The sequence below is a fragment of the Afipia sp. GW821-FHT14H12 genome, assembly GCF_058803465.1.
Window position 1 is genome coordinate 1,672,127 of sequence record NZ_JBXAOZ010000001.1, and the last position, 21,505, is coordinate 1,693,631.

Genomic DNA, 21,505 nt, shown 5'->3' on the forward strand with positions numbered 1-21,505 from the left:
GACAAGCCATGTCGGTTGACGCGACAACAGCAACACCGGTGACATCGGCCCCCGCGTCGACGACGAATACAAGTTCGTCGTCGAGCAGCAGCAGTTCGAGTTCAAGCTCCACGGGCATCGCGGATAACTTCCAGACGTTTCTGACGCTGCTGACCACGCAGTTGCAGAATCAAAATCCACTCGACCCGCTCGATACCAACCAGTTCACCGCGCAGCTTGTGCAGTTCGCCCAGGTCGAGCAGCAGTTGAAGGCCAACGATCAATTGAGTTCGCTGGTGGCGCTACAGAAAACGGCGCAATCGACGCAAGCGCTGAGCTTCGTCGGCCAGACCATCTCGGTTGATGGTTCGACCGCCGCCTTTAATGGGTCGGCGACTTGGAATTTCAATGCGGCGGCCAACTGCAACGCCGTCGTGACGATTTCAGCTCCGAATGGCGAAACTGCCTATACCGGCAGCTATTCGTTGACGGCGGGCAATGCGAGCTTTGTGTGGGACGGCAAGGGCAATGACGGGACGCAATGGCCGGCCGGCAATTACAAGCTGACGGTGACCGGCAAGGACACTTCGGGCAAGGATGTTACGGTGACGACCGAAGTGCAGGGCGTGGTGGATTCCGTGGACATGACGGCGAGCCCGGCGCTGCTCTCGATGGGTGGCAACAATTACACGATCGACCAGATCAAGCGGGTGGTTCGCAGCGGCACGTCCGACACCGGAAGCGGCACGGGCGACAGCAGCACCTAAGTACCGTTATCTGATTGTTTAAGAATTCCTACCCCGTCTCTCAGGAGGCGGGGTTAGTCGTTGAGAGAGGCGGGTTTCAGGAGAACTGCATTCGACGCTTAGGCTTAGGCAAATTTTAAGCGGCGCGGGGTACCTTGTTCCCACGAGTGCAGTTTGAGTTTGTGAGTACGCCATGACAGAACCCCACCGCCCGAGGGTAAAGTATGTCATCGGGCCTGATGGTAGCCCGTTGACGATTGCTGATCTTCCGGCTCCTGGTACCAAACGGTGGGTTATCCGCCGCAAGGCCGAAGTTGTCGCAGCCGTCCGTGGCGGCCTTCTTTCCCTGGAAGAAGCCTGCAGCCGCTATACGCTGACGGTGGACGAATTCCTGTCCTGGCAGTTTTCGATCGACCAGCACGGTCTGGCCGGGCTGCGCACCACCCGAATCCAGCAATATCGCCAATAACACCAACGGCCCGCAGCCGGGATTTTCCGAAAATCCGCTTCATTCCATGAAGCGGAGCTTGAGGATGTCTCAATTTCTGCCAGGCTGTTAACCGGCGTTAACCATCTAGAAACCATCCCTAGGCAAATTCTGCCCAGTCGGTCCGATTTGGCCGAATCTTTGGGGTGGTCTTTGCAAGGGCTGGTTTCATTCCTTCGGGGTATGGGTGCAGGGCGGCTCGCGGCGATGTTGGCCGTGACCATGGCCTTGCTTGGCTTTTTTGGGTTCGTCATCCTGCGGGTGACGGCTCCGCAGATGGTCACCCTTTATACCGATCTGAGCTACGACGACGCGTCCGGCGTCATGAAGGAGCTCGACCGGCAGGGCATCCCTTACGAGCTGAAGAACGACGGCGCCATCATCATGGTGCCGAAAGACAAGGTCACCCGTCTGCGGATGAAGCTCGCCGAAGGCGGCCTGCCGAAGGGCGGCGGCGTCGGCTACGAGATCTTCGACAAGTCCGATACGCTGGGTTCGACCAGTTTCGTCCAGAACGTCAATCATCTGCGCGCGCTCGAAGGCGAGCTTGCCCGCACCATTAAGTCCATCGACCGCATCCAGGCGGTGCGGGTGCATCTGGTGCTGCCGGACCGGCCCCTGTTCTCGCGCGAGAAACCGGAGCCTTCAGCGGCGATCGTGGTTCGTGTCCGCGGGGCGCTCGAGCCGCAGCAGGTTCGCGCCATCCGCCATCTCGTCGCATCGTCCGTCAATGGCCTGAAGCCGCAGCGCGTCTCGATCGTCGACGAGAATGGCCAATTGCTCGCGGACGGGTCGGGTGATGCCAACGGGATGGGCGATGTCGGCGCGGACGAGCGGCGTATCGCCTATGAGAACCGGCTACGCAAGCAGATCGAAAGCATCGTTACCTCGGTGGTTGGCGCCGGCCGCGCGCGTGTCCAGCTCTCGGCTGATTTCGATTACAACAAGGTCACCGAGACATCCGACAAGTTCGACCCCGAAGGGCGCGTGCTGCGCTCCAGCCAGACGCGCGAGGAATCGTCCGCGACGTCGAACGGGCAGAACGGTCAGGTCACCGTCAATAACGAAATGCCCGGCAACCAGCAGCAGAATGCAGCCAATGCGGGCAAGGACCAGAGCAAGAAGAGCGAGGAAATCAACAATTACGAGATTTCCCGCACCACCAAGACGGAAGTGACCGAAGCAGGGCGCGTGCAGCGCGTGTCGGTCGCCGTGCTGGTGGACGGCACTTATTCCAAGAACGAAAAAGGCGACATGGTCTATGCGCCGCGCAGCAAGGAAGACCTCGAGCGCATCGCTACACTGGTGCGCTCGGCGATCGGCTTTGAAAAGAATCGCGGCGATCAGGTCGATGTCGTCAATCTGCGCTTCGCCGAGGCGCCTGCGGCCGTGCCGCTGCCGGAGCCGACCGGCTGGCTGAGCGTATTCCAGTTCACCAAGGACGATGTGATGTATTTCATCGAGCTCGGCGTGATGTCGCTGCTCGCCATCGTGGTCGTGTTCATGGTTGTTCGCCCGCTCGTCAAGCGCGTGTTGGCCGAAGACCCGCCACCCGCTTCGGTGCCGGCGCTGCCCGAAGCCGAGCCCGCCGCCGTCGCAGGGCCCGTTCATACCGCCGCCACCGCGCAGATGATCGATGTCGCGCAGGTGCAGGGACAGGTCCACGCGCAATCCGTTCATCGTGTTGGCGAACTGGCTGACCGCAATCCAAACGAGACTGTTTCCATCATCCGTCAATGGCTGACAGAGCAACCGGCATAAAACATGGCATCCCTTCCGGCTCAACAGAAACCAGAAGATATCGCCAGTGTCGTCGCGACGCTTGCGAGCCGTCAGAGCGGGCGTACGGGGCCGGCAGCAGCGCCGTTGAGCGGTCCCAAGCGCGCGGCGATCATGATGCTGGCGCTGGGCGAGCAATATGGCAGCAAGGTCTGGTCGCTGCTGGACGATGATGAAGTGCGTGAACTCTCCGCAGTGATGTCTTCGCTCGGGACCATCGAGGCCAATGTGGTCGAGGATTTGCTGCTCGAATTCGTCTCGCGGATGTCCGCTTCGGGCGCGCTGATGGGCAATTTCGATGCGACAGAACGCCTGTTGCAGCAATACCTGCCGTCCGAACGCGTCACCGGCATCATGGATGAAATCCGCGGCCCGGCCGGCCGTAACATGTGGGAGAAACTCTCCAACGTGCAGGAAGAGGTTCTCGCCAACTATCTCAAGAACGAATATCCGCAGACGGTCGCGGTGGTGCTGTCGAAGCTGAAACCGGAACATGCCGCGCGCGTGCTGGCGATCCTGCCCGAAGATATGGCGCTCGATGTCGTAAACCGGATGCTGCGCATGGAAGCGGTGCAGAAGGAAGTTATCGAGCGTGTCGAAAGTACGCTGCGCACCGAATTCATGTCCAATCTGTCGCAGACTCGCCGCCGTGACGCCCATGAGGTGATGGCTGAAATCTTCAACAATTTCGACCGCCAGACCGAAACCCGCTTCCTCACCGCGTTGGAGGAGGAAAGCCGCGAGGCGGCCGAGCGCATCAAGTCGCTGATGTTCACGTTCGACGACCTCGTCAAGCTCGATGCGGGTTCTGCGCAAACACTGATGCGCCATGTCGACAAGGACAAGCTCGGCGTCGCGCTGAAGGGGGCCAACGATGCCGTGCGCGAATTCTTCATGGGCAACATGTCGAGCCGCGCGGCGAAGATGCTGCAGGACGACATGGCTGCTGCCGGCCCGGTACGGTTGCGTGACGTGGATGAAGCCCAGGCGCTTCTGGTGAATCTTGCCAAGGATCTCGCCGCCAAGGGTGAGATCATGCTGCAAAAGAATCGTGCCGACGATGAATTGGTGTACTGATGAGCGCGCCCGCGAAATTCCTGTTCGACATGGACTTTGCCGCTCCGGCGAATACCGAGCGGCAGGCCTCGCGCGCGGAAATTGCCCAACTGGTCGCCGATGCCGAGGCGCGCGCTTTCCGCGATGGATTTCAGGCCGCGCAGAAAGAGGCGAGCGTGGAGAGCGACCGCCGTTCGGCGTTGGCCATGGAGGAAATTGCCATCGCCATGCGTTCGCTTGCCGGGAATTTCAAGAGAGTCGAAGGGCGGGTCGAGACCGAGGCCGTGGATGTGGCGGTGGCGGTGGCGCGTAAACTGTGCAGCGAGCTTGTCGCAGCCGAACCGCTTGCGGAGATGACGGCGCTGATTACTGATTGCCTGCGGCACCTGACGTCGACGCCTCATATCGCGATCCGGGTGAACGACGCGCTGTACGATCGCGCGCGTACACGGATCGAGGATCTGGCGCGCCGCAGCGGGTTCGAGGGGCGGCTGGTGATTCTGGCGGAGCCGGACATCGATATTTCGGACTGCAAGATCGAATGGGCGGACGGTGGTTGCACGCTCGATCGTGCCGCGACGGATACTAGGATCGGTGAATTGGTGGAGCGCTACATGGCGGCTCGCAATCAGGCCGAAGATACGGCCGGGAGAAACTCATGAGTGATACTGATGGACAGGGGCAGGTGCCGTTGCCGGACCTGAACGAGACCGAAGCTCCGCCGCTCGATCAGGCGGCCTATTCGGAGGAGGAAGAGCGCAGCGCACGCATCGCCTCCGATCTGGAAGCGGTATTTGATGTTCCGGTGCAGGTGTCGGCGGTGCTTGGCCGCTCGAAAATGGATGTCAGCGATCTTCTGAAGCTCGGTCCGGGCACGGTGCTCGAATTGGATCGCCGCGTCGGCGAGGCGATCGATATTTACGTCAACAACCGTCTGGTGGCGCGTGGCGAAGTGGTTCTCGTGGAAGACAAGCTCGGCGTGACCATGACGGAAATCATCAAGGCGGAACGCGCGTAGACCGCGCGGAAAATCAAACCGAACGCCGCAAATGGCGCGATACTGACAGGAGCAAATCATGCGGCTTCTCATCGTCGGAACCCTGAAGGGGCAACTGACAACCGCAACCAAGATCGCGATGGACAACGGCGCGACCGTGACGCACGCCGAGGACATCGAACTGGCGATGCGGGTGGTGCGCGGCGGCAAGGGCGCTGACCTGCTGCTGGTGGATGTGGCCATTGACATCCGGGATTTGGTGATGCGGCTCGAGGCCGAACACATCCATGTGCCGATCGTCGCTTGCGGCATCACCAATGATGCCCGCGCCGCGGTTGCCGCGATCCATGCCGGTGCGAAGGAATACATCCCGCTGCCGCCGGAGCCGGAACTCATTGCGGCGGTGCTGGCCGCGGTGGCCAACGACTCGCGCGATCTGATCTATCGCGACGATGCGATGGTGAGAGTGGTCAAGCTCGCGCAGCAGATCGCGGGCTCCGATGCCTCGGTGATGATCACCGGCGAGTCCGGCACCGGCAAGGAAGTGCTGGCGCGGTATGTCCACAGCCGTTCGGCACGGGCGAAGAAGCCGTTCATCTCGATCAACTGCGCGGCCATTCCGGAGCATCTTCTGGAATCCGAGTTGTTCGGGCACGAAAAGGGGTCGTTCACCGGCGCCATCGCACGCCGCATCGGCAAGTTCGAGGAAGCGACCGGCGGCACGCTGCTGCTCGATGAAATCTCGGAAATGGACGTGCGGCTGCAATCGAAGCTGCTGCGCGCGATCCAGGAGCGCGTGATCGATCGCGTCGGCGGCACCAAGCCGGTGCCGGTCGATATCCGCATCATCGCCACCTCGAACCGCAACCTCGCGGATGCGGTGAAGGAGGGTACGTTCCGCGAAGACCTGCTGTTCCGGCTCAACGTCGTGAACCTGAAAATCCCGTCGCTGCGCGAGCGACCGGCGGATATTCTGGAACTGTCGCAGCATTTCGCGCAGAAATACGCCAACGCCAACGGCGTGCCGGTGCGCCCGCTGTCGGCCGAGGCGAAGAACGTGCTTACGGCGAACCGCTGGCAAGGTAACGTGCGCGAGCTTGAGAACACCATCCATCGTTCGGTGTTGATGGCGCAGGGCGACGAGATCGGCCCCGAGGCGATCCTGTCGCCGGATGGAGACCGGCTCGATCTTGCCAAGACCGCGCCCGTGGTCGCGCATGCGACGTTCGCCGCCGAGCAGGTGACGCGTGCGCTGGTCGGGCGCACCGTGGCCGATGTCGAACGCGACCTTATTCTTGAGACGCTCAAGCATTGCCTTGGCAACCGCACCCATGCGGCGAACATTCTTGGCATCTCGATCCGCACGTTGCGCAACAAGCTCAACGAATATGCCGACGAAGGGCAGCCGATCCCGCCACCGGGGAATGGCGAAATGCGCGGCGTGGCTGCGGCCTGAATGCCGCTCCCGATATTCTCAACCGGTTCAAAATGGCGGCTGTGGGCCGCCATTTTTCTTATGGACATGACAGGAAATGGGCCGCGTCCCATGGGAGCAGGCCTACCGCCGTGTTGCGGAGGGTTGTGGATTTGGCGCATAATTGCCGCGATCTTGGGTGGTCTTTCCGGCGGTCATGATGCCGCGCCGGCCTGCCGGAGATAGCTGATCCGACCATTATATAAGCCATGGTCAGGATCGGGTGCGGCGGAAACCACAATGGCAGTTTTGCCTCGGCGGCGATGAAAACCCTCATCATCGATAACTACGACTCTTTCACCTATAACCTCGCCGACCTGATTGCGGACATCAATCAGTCCGCGCCGGTGGTGGTGAAGAATGACGCCACGACGTGGGACGAAATTTCGAGAGAGCCGTTCGGCAATATCGTGATCTCGCCGGGTCCCGGCCGTCCGGATCGCGCCTCTGATTTTGGCCTGTCGCGCGATGCGTTACTGAAGGCGAATGTTCCGGTGCTCGGCGTGTGTCTCGGCTTTCAGGGATTGGCGATGGAGGCAGGCGGAAGACTCGCGTATGCGCCGTCGCTGGTGCATGGTGAGGCGTCGCTGGTGCGCCATGATGGCGATCCGATATTTGCGGGCGTGCCATCACCTTTCGCGGCGGGACGCTATCATTCCTTCATGATCGAGCTACCGTTGCCGTCGCATCTGAAAGAGATCGCATGGACCGAGGACGGTCTGCTGATGGCAATCGCGCATCGCGAGAAGCCGCAATGGGGTGTGCAGTTTCATCCCGAATCGATTCTGACCGAGCATGGGCGGCGCTTGCTGGAAAATTTCCGGGATTTGTCCGGCAGTGCGGGTGTTGTGCGGCGTTCGGCGAGACGACCTCGCGACGTGCCACAGCCTTCCAGCACGTGGAAGGCCTTCTGGCGCGAACTGCCGCGCGCGCTCGATACGGAGGCGGCGTTCTGCTCGTTGTTCGCCACGTCGCCCCATGCTTTCTGGCTCGACAGCAGCCTTGTTGAACCCGGCCTGTCGCGATGGTCGTATCTTGGCGACGCATCGGGGCCGAACGCGGAAATCGTCAGCTATGATTGCGCGGATGGGTTTGTTGAGGTGGAGCGTGGCGGCGAACGCTTCCGTCATGGCGGCAACATTTTCGATTATCTGAAAATGCAGCCACAGGCGTCGCCGCAAACGCCGCCGCCGTGCCCGTTCACGGGCGGGTATGTAGGCTGGTTCGGTTATGAATTGCAGCAGGATTGCGGATCGCGGGTTCGTCGCCAAGCGTCAACGCCCGACAGCTTGCTGGTCCGCGCCGATCGGTTCATCGCCGTCGACCACGTTGACGGCAAAAGTTATCTGATTGCTATCGATGCGCCGGAGCACGAACTTCGCGCGCGGCAATGGCTGGATGAGATGGAATCCGTCATCGCGTGTTTGCAAGCGCCGCCTTCTGTCGTCCCTCATGGCACAAGGCCGCTCGATGTCGTCATGGCGAAAGGCGAGCGAGACTATCGCGCCAGCGTCGAGGAATGCCTGCATGCGATCCGGGAAGGCGAGAGCTATCAGGTCTGCCTGACCAACGAACTGTCATGCGAGGCCGACCTTGATCCGCTTGATGTCTATCGCGTGATGCGCAGGATCAACCCGGCGCCATTCGCAGCGTTTGTGCGCTGGCCGGGTGGCGCGGTGCTGAGTGCCTCGCCGGAACGGTTTTTGTCGGCCGATACAAAAGGCGAGGCCGAAACCAAGCCGATCAAGGGCACGGCGCGGCGCGATCATGATCCACGCCGCGACCAAGAGCTTCGCGAGGGGCTGCGTCAGAGTCGCAAGGACCGCGCCGAGAACGCGATGATCGTTGATCTTCTACGCAATGATTTGTCGCGCTGTTGTGAGCCCGGCACCGTGCACGTCAGTGAATTGTTCGGCGTGGAAAGTTACGAGACTGTTCATCAACTTGTCAGCACGGTGCGCGGTACGTTGCGGCCCGATTGCGCAGTGGTCGATCTGTTGCAGGCGGCTTTCCCCGGTGGATCGATGACGGGTGCACCGAAACTGCGGACACTGGAAATCATCGACCGGCTGGAAAGCCGCGCGCGCGGAATTTATTCGGGCGCGCTGGGATGGATCGGTGACGATGGTGCAGCCGACCTGTCCATCGTCATCCGGACCATCGTTGTGGAGCAAGGCCGCTTCACCATCGGTGTTGGCGGCGGTGTTGTGGCGGCATCAATACCGCAGGCGGAATACGCCGAAATGCTGCTGAAAGCGCAGGCATCGATCCAGGCACTGGTCGTGGCCGCGTTCGGCCGGTTTGATGAAGGCCTGTATCGGCTCTCGGATCGCGCACAGGCCCGGATCGAGGAGCACGCCTCGTGACGCAGGTCTGGCTCAACGGAGCATTTCTCGACGAGAAGGATGCGTGGCTGTCGATTGCGGATCGTGGTTTCACGCTGGCGGATGGCATTTTCGAGACGCTGCTCGGGGTCGGTGAAAAACCTGTCTGGCTTCCTGAGCATCTGCGCCGTCTGCGCGAAGGTGCGTCCGTGCTTGCTCTCTCTGTGGACTTTGATGATCGGGCGCTTGAATCAGCCGTCACCGGGCTGTTGCGCGAAAACAGATTTCCACGAAGTGCAGTTCGCATCACTCTGACCCGGGGCCCGGCGATAAAGCGCGGGCTCTGGGTTGCAGAGAAGGTGATGCCGACGCTGCTGATGACCTGCGCCCCCACAGCTACGCTCGGAGCGCCGCAACGGGTAGTGATTGCGCGATCGACCAAGCGTAACGAATACTCACCGCTATCACAGATCAAGTCACTTAATTACGGGGACAATATTCTGGCGCGGCGTGAGGCTTTGGTGCGCGGTGCAACCGATGCGTTGATGCTAAACACGCGTAGCCACGCCGTTTGCGCCACGGTCGGAAACCTGTTCGCGCGGGTTGCAGGCGAGTGGGTCACGCCGCCTGTGAACGATGGAATTCTTCCCGGTATCGCGCGCGCAAAAATTCTCGGGCAGATAAGCGCAAGGGAGGCCTCGCTTACAGAGACCGATCTGCGTTCTGTCGATGCCGCGTTCATCAGCAACAGTCTTGGATGTTACGACATCATCGAGATCGAAGGCAGAAAGCTTCCGCCATGCATCGATGAAGAGCCCGTTGCTGCACTTTATGAGACACCATAATTAATCGGGAGATGATGAATGGCACGGAGTGAGAAGTTCGATCGCGGGCTAAAGGTCCGGCGCGAGGTGCTGGGCGCCGATTATGTCGATGGCAGCCTCGCGCGTGCCGACGATTTCATGATGGCCTTCCAGACCATTACGACTGAATGGTGTTGGGGTCATGCCTGGGCCCGGCCTGGCCTGTCGCGTAAAACGCGCAGTATGATCAACATCGCGATGCTGACGGCGTTGAACAAGCCGGCCGAGTTGCGGCTGCATGTCAAAGGCGCGCTCAACAATGGCGTGACGGTGGATGAGATCAAGGAAATCCTGATCCACGCCACCACCTATTGCGGCGTGCCGGCGGGCCTTGAGGCCTTCAAGACGGCGCACGAGGTGCTGAAAGAAACAGGTGCGCTGCCGTCAGGCGAGGGGAAATAACAACGAGCAAAATAAAGCCGGCCCGAAGGCCGGCTTTATCGTCAGGTTGATCGCGCGATCAGAGGTTGCGCTTGGCCGCGGCGGCGGCCTTGTCCACGGCCTCCTTGGCTGCGTCCTTCGCATCGCCGACCGCTTTCTGGACGTGGCCCTTGGCTTCCTGCATCGCGCCTTCGCCCTGCAGGCGATCCGAGCCGGTGGCTTCGCCGATTCCCTGCTTGGCCTTGCCGATGGCTTCGTTGGCGTTGCCCTTAATCTTGTCGGTGGTGCTACCCATTGCAAACTCCTTGCTTGAGGTTCGTGGGGGAAACACCGGGGCGCCGTGCACGTTCCTGCCTAACAATCTGAAATAAATGAAAAATCGGGGGAACATGAAAAGCAATGGCCGAATTTTGCATGCACGGTATAGGACGCGTGGGCCGGCAGAAAACGTACCTCTGCTGCAGGTGGGGAAGATCACCTGAAAGCATCTCCGACTTCGTATAATCTCATTCACGATGTTGAGATTCGATGCCGCGCGGGGATCAATTCAGGATCGATGGTGAGAATTTGTAAGGAGAGTGCAGTCCAGGCTCATATTGTTGATATTTCAAAGTCCCGCCTTCTTGTCCGCCGATGGGCTATTCTGCCCGTACCGAAAAGGACGCCTCCATGAGCTTCTCCTTCCGCCGCGATGTTCTGACGCGTCCGATCTTTGCGTGGGCTCACAAAGTTCTTCCGGCGATGTCCGACACCGAGCGCGAGGCTCTGGAAGCGGGCGATGTATGGTGGGATGCGGACCTGTTCACCGGCAACCCGGACTGGTCGAAGCTCCTGGCCAATGCACCGGCGAAATTGACGGATGAGGAGCAGGCGTTTCTCGCGGGTCCGGTCGAAGAACTCTGCGCCATGGTGGACGACTGGAAGGTCAACTGGGAATGGCGCGATCTGCCGCCCGAAGTCTGGGCCTTCATCAAGGCCAACAAGTTTCTCGGCATGATCATCCCGAAGGAATTCGGAGGGTTGGGCTTCTCGCCCTTCGCGCATTCGGAAGTGATCCGGAAAATCTCCTCGCGTTCCATTGCCGCCGCCGTCACCGTGATGGTGCCGAATTCGCTCGGGCCGGGCGAATTGCTGATGAAATTCGGCACCCGCGCGCAGCAGGATAAATGGTTGCCGGGCTTGGCGGCTGGCCGCGAAATTCCCTGCTTCGGCCTCACCAGCCCGGAGGCGGGTTCGGATGCCGCGTCGATGACCGACACCGGCGTCGTGTGCAAGGGCACGTTCGAGGGACAGGAGGTGATCGGCCTTCGGCTCAACTGGCACAAGCGCTACATTACGCTGGGCCCCGTCTCGACGCTGCTCGGTCTTGCTTTCAAGGCGCGCGATCCCGACCACCTTCTGGGCGGAGCGGAGGACCTTGGCATCACCGTCGCGCTGATCCCGACGAATTTGCCCGGCGTCACCATCGGCCATCGTCATCTGCCTGCGATGCAGGTGTTTCAGAATGGCCCAAACTGGGGCAAGGACGTTTTCATTCCGATGGACTACGTCATCGGCGGGCAGGCGCGGATCGGCCAGGGCTGGAAGATGCTGATGAGCGCGCTGGCGGCGGGGCGCGGCATTTCGTTGCCATCGCAGTCGGCTTCGGGGGCGGCTTACTGCGCACGCAATGCGGGCGCCTACGCGCGCGTCCGCGAACAGTTCAAGGTGCCGATCGGCAAGTTCGAGGGCATCGAGGAGCCGCTCGCGCGTATCGCGGGCACGGCCTATCAGCTTGATGCCGCGCGGCGGCTGACCTGCGCGGCGCTCAATCAGGGTAAGCATCCCGCCGTCATTTCCGGCATCATGAAGCTGCATGCGACCGAGCGGCTGCGGATCGTCGTCGATGACGCGATGGACATTCATGGCGGCAAGGCGATCATTGAAGGCCCGCAGAACTACATGGGCAACCTTTACCGTTCGGTGCCGGTGGCGATTACGGTGGAAGGTGCCAACATTCTCACGCGGAATCTGATCGTGTTTGGGCAGGGCGCGACGCGCGCGCATCCCTATCTGCTTCAAGAGATCAACGCGATCGGCAACCCGGATCAGCAGGCCGGGCTGGACGCGTTCGATCAATCGTTCTGGAAGCATGTCGGCCACGCCTTCACAAACCTGTTCCGGGCCTGGGGCCGAAGCTGGACCGGCGGCCTGTTCGCGCCGGCACCCGATGCAGGAGCCGCGACCGGTTATTATCGCCAGCTCTCGCGCTATTCCTCCGCGTTCGCGCTGTGCGCTGATATGGCTCTTCTCACGCTCGGCGGCGCGCTGAAGCGCAAGGAAATGCTGTCGGCGCGGTTCGGCGACATTCTCTCCGAGCTTTATCTGTTGTCGGCCGCCCTGAAGCGCTGGGAAGACGAAGGGCGTCAGGACGCCGATCTGCCCGCGCTGCGCTGGGTAATGGCGAACGGCATCCGCACCATGGAGCTGCGTTTCGCCGAAGTGCTGGCGAACCTGCCGAACCGGCCCGTGGCGTGGCTCTTGAAATTTGTTGTGCAGCCGCTCGGATCGAACGCGTTGGGCCCGTCCGACAAGGTCGTGCATCAGTGCGCGCAGATGATCCTGTCGCCCTCGCCGGAGCGCGATCGCCTCACGGCGGGCCTTTATCATGCTGGCGCGAACGACGACGGGCCGCTGGCACGGCTGGAGCGCGCTTTCCTGCTCGTCACCGCCAATGAGCCAATTGAAAAGAAAATGCGTGCCGCTCATATTCGCGACTGGCAGGAGGCCGCTTCGCGCGGCATCATCACGGCGGCGGATGTGGAAGCAATCAAGACAGCGCAAGAAGCCGTGGCGAAGGTGATCGAGGTCGATGACTTCGCGCCGGAAGCCCTGTCTCCGATCTACCGTCAGAACCATCCTGCCACCGCAACGGCGGAAAGGGCCGCAAGCTGATGTCCCGTCCTGTCTATATTATCGATGGCAGCCGTACGCCGTTCTTGAAGGCGCAGGGCGGTCCGGGTCCGTTCACGCCAGTTGATCTGGCGGTGCAGGCCGGGCGGCCGCTTCTTGCTCGCCAGCCTTTCAAATCCTCCGAATTCGATCAGGTCATTATTGGCTGCGTCAGCCCCATCGCCGACGAGGTCAACCCGGCGCGTGTCGCGGCGCTGCGGCTCGGCATGGGCGAGGACATGGTCGCCTTCGGCGTGCAGATCAATTGCGGCTCCGGCATGCAGTCGATCGACACCGCCTACCGCTATATTCAAGCCGGGCAGGCCGACATGATTCTTACGGGTGGCACGGAAGCGTTGAGCTATTCGCCGCTGGTGTTTCCGCAGACGGGTGTGCGCTGGTTCGCAGGCATGGCTTCGGCGCGCACCACGCTCGCGAAACTCGCGGCATTCTTCAAATTGCGGCCGTCTTACTTCAAGCCGATCATCGGGCTGGAACGTGGATTGACCGATCCCGTGACCGACCTGAATATGGGGCAGACTGCGGAAGTGATCGCGCATCTGATGGGCATCACGCGCCAGCAGGCCGATGCCTATTCGGTGGAAAGCCACAAGCGGCTCGCCAACGCGCAGGCGCAGGGTTATCTCAAGGGCGAAGTCGAAACCGCCTTTGACCGCAAGGGCAAGTTCTACGATCACGACGATGGCGTGCGGCCCGATTCCTCGGTGGAGAAGCTCGCCAAGCTGAAGCCTGCATTCGAGCGGCCGTGGGGACAGGTGACGGCGGGCAATTCCTCGCAGATCACCGACGGCGCTTGCTGGACCATTCTGGCTTCGGAAGATGCGGTCAATAAATACGGGCTGAAGCCGAAAGCGCGCATCGTTGACAGCGCCTGGTCGGGGCTCGATCCAACCGTGATGGGCTTCGGCCCGGTGCTGTCGTCAAACCGGCTGCTTAAGCGTAACAACATGACGATTCAGGACGTCGAGACTTGGGAGATCAACGAGGCGTTCGCCTCGCAGGTGCTCGCCTGTCTCGCGGCCTGGAAGGACGACAAATTCTGCCGCGACATCCTCGGCCTCGACGGTGCCGCGGGCGAAATCGATCAGGCAAAGCTCAATGTGGATGGGGGCGCAATCAGTCTCGGCCATCCGGTTGGCACGAGCGGCAACCGCATCGTGCTGCATCTGGTCAATGCGATGCACCGGCTTGGCACCAAGCGGGGCGTTGCGACGGAATGCATCGGTGGCGGCCTCGGCGGCGCCATGTTGATCGAGACGGTTTAGGAAACGGCGATGGACAGCAAAATCCTCAATGTGATGAAGGACCACGTCCTTGAGCTCGGCCCCCAGCCGTCATCCGGGCCCTATCGTCATTTCAAGCTGACGCGCGACGAAGACGGCATTGCGTGGCTGTTGTTCGATCGCGAAGGGGCGAGTGCGAATACGCTGTCGACCGAAGTGCTGGAGGAATTCTCACAAATTCTTACCGCGCTGGAGAATGAGCGTCCCGCCGGACTCGTCATCCGCTCGGCGAAGCGTTCCGGGTTTATTGCGGGCGCGGACATTACTGAATTTCGCGGTCTGTCCGATCCGGCCCTTGTCGAACAGCAACTCGGGCGTGGCCATGAAATCCTGAACCGGCTTGAGAATATCAAGCTGCCGACGGTAGCTGTCATCCATGGCTTCTGCCTCGGCGGCGGACTGGAAGTCGTGCTCGCCTGCAACATGCGGATCGCGATCGATGGCGCGCGCTTCGGCTTCCCCGAAGTGTTGCTCGGCCTGCATCCTGGCTTTGGCGGCACGGCGCGCTCGACGCATCTGTTCAGCCCGCTCGAGGCCATGACCATGATGCTGACGGGCAAGAATGTCGATGCCCGCAAGGCGAAATCGCTCGGTCTTGTCGATGCAGTGACGCAAGAGCGCCATGTGCGTGGTGCGGTGAAGGATGCGATCTTCGGCCGCCTGAAGCGCAATCGTTCGATGCTGCCCAAGGTGATGAACTTCGGCCCGGTTCGTGGCCTGCTGGCCTCTCGCATGCGCTCCGAGACGCGCAAGAAGGCGCCGCAGGAGAATTATCCGGCACCCTACGCGTTGATCGATCTGTGGGAAAAGCACGGCGGCAATCGCGCGGACATGTTGTTGGCCGAAAAGCCGTCTTTTGCGAAATTGATGGTGACGCCGACCGCGCAAAATCTCATCCGCGTGTTCTTCCTGCGCGACGAGATGAAGAAGCTTGCGGGCGGCAAGAGCCAGATCAAGCATGTTCATGTCATCGGTGCGGGCGCGATGGGGGGCGACATCGCCTCGTGGTGCGCGCATCAGGGATTGCGCGTTACGCTGGCCGACATGCAGTCGGCGGCAATCGCTGGCGCGATGAAGCGCGCGTCCGATCTGTTCTCAAAAATCACCCGCAGCCGTATCGGCCAACGTGACGAACTGGATCGCCTGATCCCGGATATGACAGGTGAGGGCGCCAAACACGCCGATCTCATTATCGAGGCGGTGCCGGAAAAGCTGCAGCTCAAGCAGTCGATCTACGCCGGGCTCGAGAAGGTGATGAAGCCGGAGGCCATTCTGGCGACCAACACATCGAGCATTCCGCTGGAGGAACTGCGTACCTCGCTGCAACGGCCGGAGCGGCTGCTAGGCATCCACTTCTTCAATCCGGTCTCGCGGCTGCAACTTGTCGAGGTCATCAGTCACGATCAGGTGGACCGTGAAGCGCTCGCGAATGCCATGAAATTCGTCGGCAGTATCGATCGCCTGCCGTTGCCCGTGAAAAGCTCTCCGGGCTTCCTCGTCAATCGCGCGCTGATGCCATACCTGATGGAAGCGCTGCTGATGCTCGACGAAAAGATCGACAAGCTCACCATCGACGAGGCGGCAGAAAAGTTCGGCATGCCGATGGGACCTATCGAGCTCGCCGATCAGGTCGGTCTCGACATCTGCCTTGCGGTCGGCGACGAGTTGCGCGCCAAGCTCGGCGATTCCATTCCGTCCGCCCCGGAATGGCTGCGTGAAAAGGTCGCCAAGGGCGAACTTGGCCGCAAGACCGGACGTGGTTTCTACGAATGGAAGGATGGCCGTGTGCAGAAGGGGCATGCGCATGTTCATCCGACGCCCGACATGACCGACCGTCTGGTGCTGCCGATGTCGAATGTCTGCGTCGCATGCTTGCGCGAGGGTATCGTCGATAATCCGGATACGGTGGACGGCGCGATGATCTTCGGCACCGGCTATGCGCCGTTCCGCGGCGGACCGCTGAATTATGCGCGTGAGCGAGGTCCGGAGAATGTCGCCAATGCGCTTTCGGCACTGGCGGCGAAATATGGAGAACGCTTCAAGCCGGATGCCGGCTGGGCAACATTCCGCTGATCTTCAAGGAATAGAGTATCACATGACAGAAACCCCTGTGACGGGTCATGAAATCAGATCGATCGTATTGGACGACTCGGCGCCCCAAGGTGAACTGTGTGTCCGCACCATCGCGATGCCGGCCGACACCAACCAGAACGGTGATATTTTCGGTGGCTGGCTGTTGAGCCAGATGGACCTTGCGGGCAGCGTGTTCGCCTACAAGACGACGCTGGCGCGCAATGTCACGGTCGCCATTGAGGCGATGACGTTCCGCAAGCCGGTGTTTGTGGGAGATTTGGTGTCGGTGTACGGCACGCAGGTCCGCGTAGGGCGCACTTCGATCACCGTGCACATCGAAGCATGGGTGCAGCGGCGCAACGAGATGGGCATCATTCTGGTGACCGATGGCAATTTCACCTACGTCGCCATTGACGAAAAGGGACAGCCGCAGCCGATCGCGCGGCATAAGCCTGTTTGAAACAGTCCGGTTATGCTGATCGGCTGTTGTCGGTCAGCGATGGTGACGGTGATGGCGATGACGCCGGTGATCAACGTACCGCACCGGCGTGGCATATTGCGGCGGTGTAATGTCCAGCGCAGGCGCAAGCCCGGAATTCGGTAGCATGGCTGCGTTCGCTTCCATCAAGCGCTGACGCTTGGCGGCATAATAATATCCGCCGGCATAGTAGGCGACGGCGCGGTTGTGGTTGCCATGCGCGGCGCGATAGGCGCCGGCGAGATATTTCACCGCATAAGTGAGGTTTGTTTCAGGATCGAGCAGGCCTTGCGCCGTTCCGGTGTAGCCGAGGCCGCGTGCAGTCTGCAGCTTGATCTGCATCATGCCGTAATTTCCCGCATGAACGGCGCGGGGATTGTATCGGCTCTCGCGCATAATGACCCGATGAACGAGTTCTGCCGGAACACCCTCGGCGGCGGCATGGCTTTCCACCATGGCGCGATAGGATTCGCCTTCGGCATGAGCAAACGGAATCGCCGACAACGCCGCAACCGCGGCGAGCGCAAATCTTTTCATGTCAAAAATCCTTGGGTTCGATGAATTTGGTTCGGCAGGCCCATGGCCAGATGCGCGAACGATTGCGTCCCTCAGGGGCGACGCGCGGATGCGGCCTGATTGCTCCGATAATGTGGAGATATCATGTCATCGAAAGATGGCTGCGGAACCAGTCATTTGGCCCATCCATTACAATGGAACCCGCACAGGAAGGCGCTTACAGCGAGGGTAATTGGGTCACGGTGACGTTGAGCGTTCCTGTCGCCTCGGCGATCACGCGCAGCGTTGAGGAGTCGAACGAGACTTCACCGAGTCTCACACTGCTCACGCTGGCGTTGACCCTGGCGCCGTTCTGCTCGGTCTTGAGGCCGTCGATGATACCGGCGAGCTTTTGCTGTGCGCCGGATGATATCTGTTTTAGATCGATCGTCGCATGCTCCTGCAATGCCTGCTGCAGATAAGGCGCGGCGCGTTGCGCGAGCGCACCGAACAGGCCGAAGGCGGCATCGGATGTGACGGCGACCGACAAATCGGTCAGGCGAAGAACCTGAGCGTCGGCATCGAGCACGGGACGGCACCAGATTCGCACGGTGGCGTCGGCGCCAAGCCCGAACCAGCTTGCCTTTTCCTTCACATGGACCAGCAGCGACACCAGAAGGCGGTTGCCGCTGGCATCGATGTCGACGCTCTTGATGCGGGCAGCGATTGCGCCGCTGCCATCTTCCGGAAAGGTGCGGCCCTTGAGTTCGGCCTCGGCGATCTTGCCGAGTTGGACGAATGGGATATCGATTGGAACGCCGATGTTGACGTGCCCCTCATTGAGCGCTGGCTGGATGTCGAGTGTTTGCGGGAAGGGGCATTGCGGGGTTGTCGGCTTGTCGACGATCCGTGTTTCGGCCTGCAGGCCGACCGCGAGTTTGACTGCGGCGCTATCGATCTGCGGTTGCGCCGCCATGGCCTTGATCGGCCGCATTTCCAGGAACAGCGGCGGCGCGCCCGGCGCGGGCGAAGGCAGCGCGATCGATTTGCAGGCGCGTGCCCATTGCTGCTGCATTGCGCGGCGGAAACCCTCGTCGTTGCGTAGCCGCTGTTGCAGGCGCACCACTTGTTCGTTCACGGTCTTGTCGATGACCGGCTTGATCTGGGCGGGGACGGCGACCTTTGCGCCGGCAACAGAGAGGCTGTTGTTGGCGAGGGCCACCTGCGCGGTGAGTTGCGGATCGACATGCCAATCGGGTGTGAGGCGGGGGCGCGCGGTCGCGGTCGCGGTGCCGTTGATCGCGGCGCTTGCGTTCAGCGACTTGATGGAAATGTTGCCGAGCTTCTGCGCGTTTTTCGCGCCGAACAGACTGCCGAGCGTGTTGTTGAGTGGCGAGCCTGCGGCGGTGGAGAGTGATCCGGTTACGGTGAGCTTTCCATTGAGCGGGGTGGATACGGTCAGCGCGTTCTGTTCGCCGCTCGCGGTGATGCTGCCGCGCGTGATGTGCCAGTTGAGGTCGGCATCGGTCAGAATCTGGCTGGCCGGATTGTCGGCCTTGCCGCTGAAATCGCGCGGCGCGGCACGATCGAGCGCCGAAGCGATCACACCAAGCGGAATGGTGATCGGCGCCACGAATTCGGATTTACGAGTTGCAGATGGCAGCGGCGGCAGCTTGACGAGCGCAGGCTTCGATGCGCGCGGCGGCCATATCCAGTCCATCACCTCGAGGCTGATGAAGAAAGAGCCGGCCAGGATCAGGATCGCAGCCGCGAGGGGTTTGAAGCGCATAATGTCCGTTGTTGATTGAGATGATTTGCCCGCAGCGGGGCCCGAACGCGCCCATCGTGGTTAAAAGAATCTGAAAAGCAAGTCGTTGATAAGTCTTTAAGTTTATTCGCGGACTCTCCCGCGCATGGCGCGTGGAGTGAGTTTGTATCTCGTCGGCTCCCTTGCCCTTGTCTCCCTGGCGGGTTGCGGTCGCGGTTTTTTCCAAACCGCAGAGCGCGAACCCTGGCGAGCCGAGGCGGAACAGGCATGCCTGAAGACCGGAGAGGTCAAGGAAAGCGCCGAGGTTGTGCGCATCAGTCCGATTTCCGGGCCGGGGGTTTGCGGCGCGGAATTTCCGCTGAAGGTCAGCGCGCTCGGTGAAAGCAACAGTTCGCTCGGTTATGCCGACGATCTGCGGCCGCCGGGCTCGATCGCGGGCCAGCCGCGCTGGCCGGTTGCCCAGCCTTCACCGTCGTATCAGCAGCCGTCTTCGTATCAGCGCCCGGCCTATTCATCCGCGCCTACTGGTTATGTGCCGTCCGGCGAGCCGGTGCCATTGAATATTCAGGCAACATCACCGGCCGATGGTGAAGACGACATGGCGCATGAAGAAGCCGTGCAAAGCCGTCCGGGTGGTTCGCCCGCACCTTATCAAAGCGCGCCTTATCGAAATGCGCCGTACCAGCAGGGGGCGCAGCAACCGCCGCCGTATTCGCAGCAACGGCTTGGCCCTGTTGGCAATCCGGTGTCGTCTTTCGGATATGTCACTTTGAAGCCGACTGCGACGCTCGCATGTCCCATTGTCTCCGCGCTCGATCGCTGGATAACGGAAGCCATCCAGCCTGCGGCGATGCGCTGGTTCGGCGCGCGTGTCGTGGAGATCAAGCAGATCTCGGCCTATTCATGCCGCGGCATGAACGGGAATCCCAACGCGCACATTTCGGAACATGCGTTCGGCAACGCGCTCGATGTCGCGGGATTCACGCTGGCTGATGGACGCTATATCTCGGTGCAGCATGGCTGGAAGGGATTGCCGGAGGAGCAGGGCTTTCTGCGCGACGTTGAGGGCGCCGCCTGTCAGCGGTTCAACACCGTGCTCGCGCCGGGCGCCAACGTCTATCACTACAATCACATTCACGTCGATCTGATGCGCCGCGCGAGCGGGCGCATCATCTGCAAGCCGGCGGCCGTGTCGGGCGAGGAGGTTGCTGCGCGCGCGGGGGGGCGCAGCTATGCCAATCGCGATCCTGGAATTACGGGATCCATTGGACAGAAGGTGCGCCGCGCGTTCGCCCATGGGCCGCTGTCGAAAGAAGACCGCGACTCGATCGAGGACGAAAGCCGCATTCGGTAGCGGCTCTCAGGGGCCGAGCTGTGTGGTCTTGTCGAGCATGATGGGCGCAAACAGCGGCTCGTTATGCGCCATTCGCGCCTGTGAGTAGCTTCCCCACAGCAGGTTGAGCGAGACGGCGGTGACGAACGCAGCCACGAAGATCGCCAGGAATTCGGACCATGTCAGCGGTTTCATCCCCGATCTCCTTGCGAAGGTCTGTGAGCCGCACACTAGACTAATCCAATTTCACAGCCGTTTGCAGGCGGTCGCGCGCGAGAATTTTTGAAAATTCCTGGAACCAGATCAGAAATAGACGAGCGGAGCAGGGCGGCTCAGGATTGCCGGCGGTAGGCGGCGAGGAACATCCGGGTCCCGCTGGCCACCACCTCGGCGATCCGCTCGCTGCTCGGCGCGGGCGTCACCTGAAAGATGAATGGCAGAAACAGGCTGGCCTGGCAGGACAGCATGAATTGCGCGGCCGCCAGATCGCAATCCTCGATGACAAGCGTCCCATTCGCCACCCGCGTCTTCAGGTATTCCGCCAGCTTGCCGAGCCACGACGCGGGGACATGCTCGTAATAGCGCCGGCCAAGCTCAGGCATACGTTCGGCGATCGCCATCATGGTGCGGATGGTGGAGCCGCCGGTCGGGCGGCACAGCATTTCCATGTAGCTCTGGCCGAACTTTCTGAGGGTCGTTTCAACGTCCTCGGTCGGATCAATGACGAGTTTGTTGATGCCCTGATCGCGCAGCTCGCAGGTGACGATGGCGCCGAACAGCGCGAGCTTGTCCGCGAAATAGACGTAGAGCGTGCCCTTGGAGACGCCGGCCGCCTTGGCGATCTCGCCCATGCTGGCGGCGTCAAAACCGAGTTCCCGGAATACCTTGCGCGCACCCTCGACGATCTGGCGGCGCTTGGCGCTGTCCTCGTCATTGGCGGGAAGGGGCTGGGTAGGAATCATAGGTGCAGTTTGATCCATCAAGGGGGATTTCGCTCGCAAAAATTTGTTCCCCTGTGCCTTTCTTACTATTGACCG

General features: G+C 61.2%; 20 protein-coding genes. 15 read left to right on the forward strand and 5 right to left on the reverse strand.

All coding sequences use genetic code 11. The features are described 5' to 3' along the window. The first annotated feature begins 8 nt into the window (after positions 1 to 8). The 10 genes from AC1RNA_RS08310 (at position 9) to AC1RNA_RS08355 (ending at position 10,107) form a co-directional block, all read left to right on the forward strand. Positions 9 to 746 (forward strand): flagellar hook assembly protein FlgD, encoded by a 738-nt coding sequence (locus AC1RNA_RS08310; RefSeq protein ID WP_048755682.1) that lies wholly within the window; start codon positions 9 to 11, stop codon positions 744 to 746. A 172-nt stretch (positions 747 to 918) separates the two neighbouring features. Next, positions 919 to 1,194 (forward strand): CtrA inhibitor SciP, encoded by a 276-nt coding sequence (gene sciP / locus AC1RNA_RS08315; RefSeq protein ID WP_002714638.1) that lies wholly within the window; start codon positions 919 to 921, stop codon positions 1,192 to 1,194. Between the two features lie 171 nt (positions 1,195 to 1,365). Then, complete coding sequence (gene fliF, locus AC1RNA_RS08320; RefSeq protein WP_040297689.1) at positions 1,366 to 2,973, forward strand: flagellar basal-body MS-ring/collar protein FliF; 1,608 nt, start codon at positions 1,366 to 1,368, stop codon at positions 2,971 to 2,973. 3 nt (positions 2,974 to 2,976) lie between these two features. Then, complete coding sequence (gene fliG / locus AC1RNA_RS08325) at positions 2,977 to 4,068, forward strand: flagellar motor switch protein FliG (RefSeq protein WP_009337163.1); 1,092 nt, start codon at positions 2,977 to 2,979, stop codon at positions 4,066 to 4,068. Then, positions 4,068 to 4,709, forward strand: a complete 642-nt coding sequence (locus AC1RNA_RS08330) for a FliH/SctL family protein (protein ID WP_009337162.1) — start codon at positions 4,068 to 4,070, stop codon at positions 4,707 to 4,709. The genes fliG and AC1RNA_RS08330 overlap by 1 nt, the downstream gene beginning before the upstream one ends. Continuing rightward, a complete protein-coding gene (gene fliN / locus AC1RNA_RS08335) occupies positions 4,706 to 5,065 on the forward strand; it encodes a flagellar motor switch protein FliN (RefSeq protein ID WP_009337161.1) in 360 nt (119 codons plus the stop codon). Before AC1RNA_RS08330 ends, fliN begins: the two co-directional genes overlap by 4 nt. A 58-nt stretch (positions 5,066 to 5,123) precedes the next feature. Then, positions 5,124 to 6,500: a sigma-54-dependent transcriptional regulator FlbD gene (gene flbD, locus AC1RNA_RS08340; protein ID WP_492950775.1), complete on the forward strand. Its 1,377-nt coding sequence runs from the start codon at positions 5,124 to 5,126 to the stop codon at positions 6,498 to 6,500. Between the two features lie 281 nt (positions 6,501 to 6,781). Beyond that, complete coding sequence (gene pabB / locus AC1RNA_RS08345) at positions 6,782 to 8,884, forward strand: aminodeoxychorismate synthase component I (RefSeq protein ID WP_492950776.1); 2,103 nt, start codon at positions 6,782 to 6,784, stop codon at positions 8,882 to 8,884. Continuing rightward, a complete protein-coding gene (locus AC1RNA_RS08350; protein WP_492950777.1) occupies positions 8,881 to 9,687 on the forward strand; it encodes an aminotransferase class IV in 807 nt (268 codons plus the stop codon). Before pabB ends, AC1RNA_RS08350 begins: the two co-directional genes overlap by 4 nt. A gap of 18 nt (positions 9,688 to 9,705) precedes the next feature. After that, positions 9,706 to 10,107: a carboxymuconolactone decarboxylase family protein gene (locus tag AC1RNA_RS08355; RefSeq protein WP_492950778.1), complete on the forward strand. Its 402-nt coding sequence runs from the start codon at positions 9,706 to 9,708 to the stop codon at positions 10,105 to 10,107. A gap of 58 nt (positions 10,108 to 10,165) precedes the next feature. On the opposite strand, the gene AC1RNA_RS08360 is transcribed toward AC1RNA_RS08355, so the two are convergent. Beyond that, complete coding sequence (locus tag AC1RNA_RS08360; protein ID WP_009337156.1) at positions 10,166 to 10,381, reverse strand: CsbD family protein; 216 nt, start codon at positions 10,379 to 10,381, stop codon at positions 10,166 to 10,168. A gap of 374 nt (positions 10,382 to 10,755) precedes the next feature. Between AC1RNA_RS08360 and AC1RNA_RS08365 the strand changes: the two genes are divergently transcribed. From AC1RNA_RS08365 to AC1RNA_RS08380, 4 genes are read left to right on the forward strand one after another with little or no spacing between them, the layout of a single operon-like run. Then, a complete protein-coding gene (locus tag AC1RNA_RS08365; protein WP_048756856.1) occupies positions 10,756 to 13,020 on the forward strand; it encodes an acyl-CoA dehydrogenase in 2,265 nt (754 codons plus the stop codon). Then, positions 13,020 to 14,303, forward strand: a complete 1,284-nt coding sequence (locus AC1RNA_RS08370; protein WP_492950779.1) for an acetyl-CoA C-acetyltransferase — start codon at positions 13,020 to 13,022, stop codon at positions 14,301 to 14,303. The genes AC1RNA_RS08365 and AC1RNA_RS08370 overlap by 1 nt, the downstream gene beginning before the upstream one ends. A gap of 9 nt (positions 14,304 to 14,312) precedes the next feature. Next, positions 14,313 to 16,394 (forward strand): 3-hydroxyacyl-CoA dehydrogenase NAD-binding domain-containing protein, encoded by a 2,082-nt coding sequence (locus AC1RNA_RS08375; protein WP_492950780.1) that lies wholly within the window; start codon positions 14,313 to 14,315, stop codon positions 16,392 to 16,394. Between the two features lie 22 nt (positions 16,395 to 16,416). Beyond that, a complete protein-coding gene (locus tag AC1RNA_RS08380) occupies positions 16,417 to 16,854 on the forward strand; it encodes an acyl-CoA thioesterase (protein ID WP_492950781.1) in 438 nt (145 codons plus the stop codon). 33 nt (positions 16,855 to 16,887) lie between these two features. On the opposite strand, the gene AC1RNA_RS08385 is transcribed toward AC1RNA_RS08380, so the two are convergent. Both AC1RNA_RS08385 and AC1RNA_RS08390 read right to left on the reverse strand, forming a co-directional pair. Continuing rightward, positions 16,888 to 17,409, reverse strand: coding sequence for a transglycosylase SLT domain-containing protein (locus AC1RNA_RS08385; protein ID WP_009337150.1), 522 nt, complete (start codon positions 17,407 to 17,409; stop codon positions 16,888 to 16,890). Between the two features lie 196 nt (positions 17,410 to 17,605). After that, positions 17,606 to 19,156, reverse strand: a complete 1,551-nt coding sequence (locus tag AC1RNA_RS08390) for a DUF4403 family protein (protein WP_492950782.1) — start codon at positions 19,154 to 19,156, stop codon at positions 17,606 to 17,608. Positions 19,157 to 19,280: 124 nt separating this feature from the next. On the opposite strand from AC1RNA_RS08390, the gene AC1RNA_RS08395 reads away from it, so the two are divergent. After that, entirely contained in the window at positions 19,281 to 20,489 is a 1,209-nt protein-coding gene (locus AC1RNA_RS08395; RefSeq protein ID WP_492950783.1) for an extensin-like domain-containing protein, read from the forward strand. A 6-nt stretch (positions 20,490 to 20,495) separates the two neighbouring features. Here the strand turns inward: AC1RNA_RS08395 and AC1RNA_RS08400 are convergent, their stop codons facing one another. After that, positions 20,496 to 20,663, reverse strand: coding sequence for a hypothetical protein (locus AC1RNA_RS08400; RefSeq protein WP_009337144.1), 168 nt, complete (start codon positions 20,661 to 20,663; stop codon positions 20,496 to 20,498). Between the two features lie 137 nt (positions 20,664 to 20,800). Then, positions 20,801 to 21,430, reverse strand: a complete 630-nt coding sequence (locus tag AC1RNA_RS08405; RefSeq protein ID WP_009337143.1) for a TetR/AcrR family transcriptional regulator — start codon at positions 21,428 to 21,430, stop codon at positions 20,801 to 20,803. Between the last annotated feature and the right edge of the window lie 75 nt (positions 21,431 to 21,505).

Excerpts from the sequence above, each read along its gene's own strand:
- AC1RNA_RS08310 (WP_048755682.1), top strand. The coding sequence starts at position 9 with ATGTCGGTTGACGCGACAACAGCAACACCGGTGACATCGGCCCCCGCG.
- sciP (WP_002714638.1), top strand. The coding sequence starts at position 919 with ATGACAGAACCCCACCGCCCGAGGGTAAAGTATGTCATCGGGCCTGAT.
- fliG (WP_009337163.1), top strand. The coding sequence starts at position 2,977 with ATGGCATCCCTTCCGGCTCAACAGAAACCAGAAGATATCGCCAGTGTC.
- AC1RNA_RS08330 (WP_009337162.1), top strand. The coding sequence starts at position 4,068 with ATGAGCGCGCCCGCGAAATTCCTGTTCGACATGGACTTTGCCGCTCCG.
- fliN (WP_009337161.1), top strand. The coding sequence starts at position 4,706 with ATGAGTGATACTGATGGACAGGGGCAGGTGCCGTTGCCGGACCTGAAC.
- flbD (WP_492950775.1), top strand. The coding sequence starts at position 5,124 with ATGCGGCTTCTCATCGTCGGAACCCTGAAGGGGCAACTGACAACCGCA.
- pabB (WP_492950776.1), top strand. The coding sequence starts at position 6,782 with ATGAAAACCCTCATCATCGATAACTACGACTCTTTCACCTATAACCTC.
- AC1RNA_RS08355 (WP_492950778.1), top strand. The coding sequence starts at position 9,706 with ATGGCACGGAGTGAGAAGTTCGATCGCGGGCTAAAGGTCCGGCGCGAG.
- AC1RNA_RS08360 (WP_009337156.1), bottom strand. The coding sequence starts at position 10,381 with ATGGGTAGCACCACCGACAAGATTAAGGGCAACGCCAACGAAGCCATC.
- AC1RNA_RS08365 (WP_048756856.1), top strand. The coding sequence starts at position 10,756 with ATGAGCTTCTCCTTCCGCCGCGATGTTCTGACGCGTCCGATCTTTGCG.
- AC1RNA_RS08370 (WP_492950779.1), top strand. The coding sequence starts at position 13,020 with ATGTCCCGTCCTGTCTATATTATCGATGGCAGCCGTACGCCGTTCTTG.
- AC1RNA_RS08375 (WP_492950780.1), top strand. The coding sequence starts at position 14,313 with ATGGACAGCAAAATCCTCAATGTGATGAAGGACCACGTCCTTGAGCTC.
- AC1RNA_RS08380 (WP_492950781.1), top strand. The coding sequence starts at position 16,417 with ATGACAGAAACCCCTGTGACGGGTCATGAAATCAGATCGATCGTATTG.
- AC1RNA_RS08385 (WP_009337150.1), bottom strand. The coding sequence starts at position 17,409 with ATGAAAAGATTTGCGCTCGCCGCGGTTGCGGCGTTGTCGGCGATTCCG.
- AC1RNA_RS08390 (WP_492950782.1), bottom strand. The coding sequence starts at position 19,156 with ATGCGCTTCAAACCCCTCGCGGCTGCGATCCTGATCCTGGCCGGCTCT.
- AC1RNA_RS08395 (WP_492950783.1), top strand. The coding sequence starts at position 19,281 with ATGGCGCGTGGAGTGAGTTTGTATCTCGTCGGCTCCCTTGCCCTTGTC.
- AC1RNA_RS08400 (WP_009337144.1), bottom strand. The coding sequence starts at position 20,663 with ATGAAACCGCTGACATGGTCCGAATTCCTGGCGATCTTCGTGGCTGCG.
- AC1RNA_RS08405 (WP_009337143.1), bottom strand. The coding sequence starts at position 21,430 with ATGATTCCTACCCAGCCCCTTCCCGCCAATGACGAGGACAGCGCCAAG.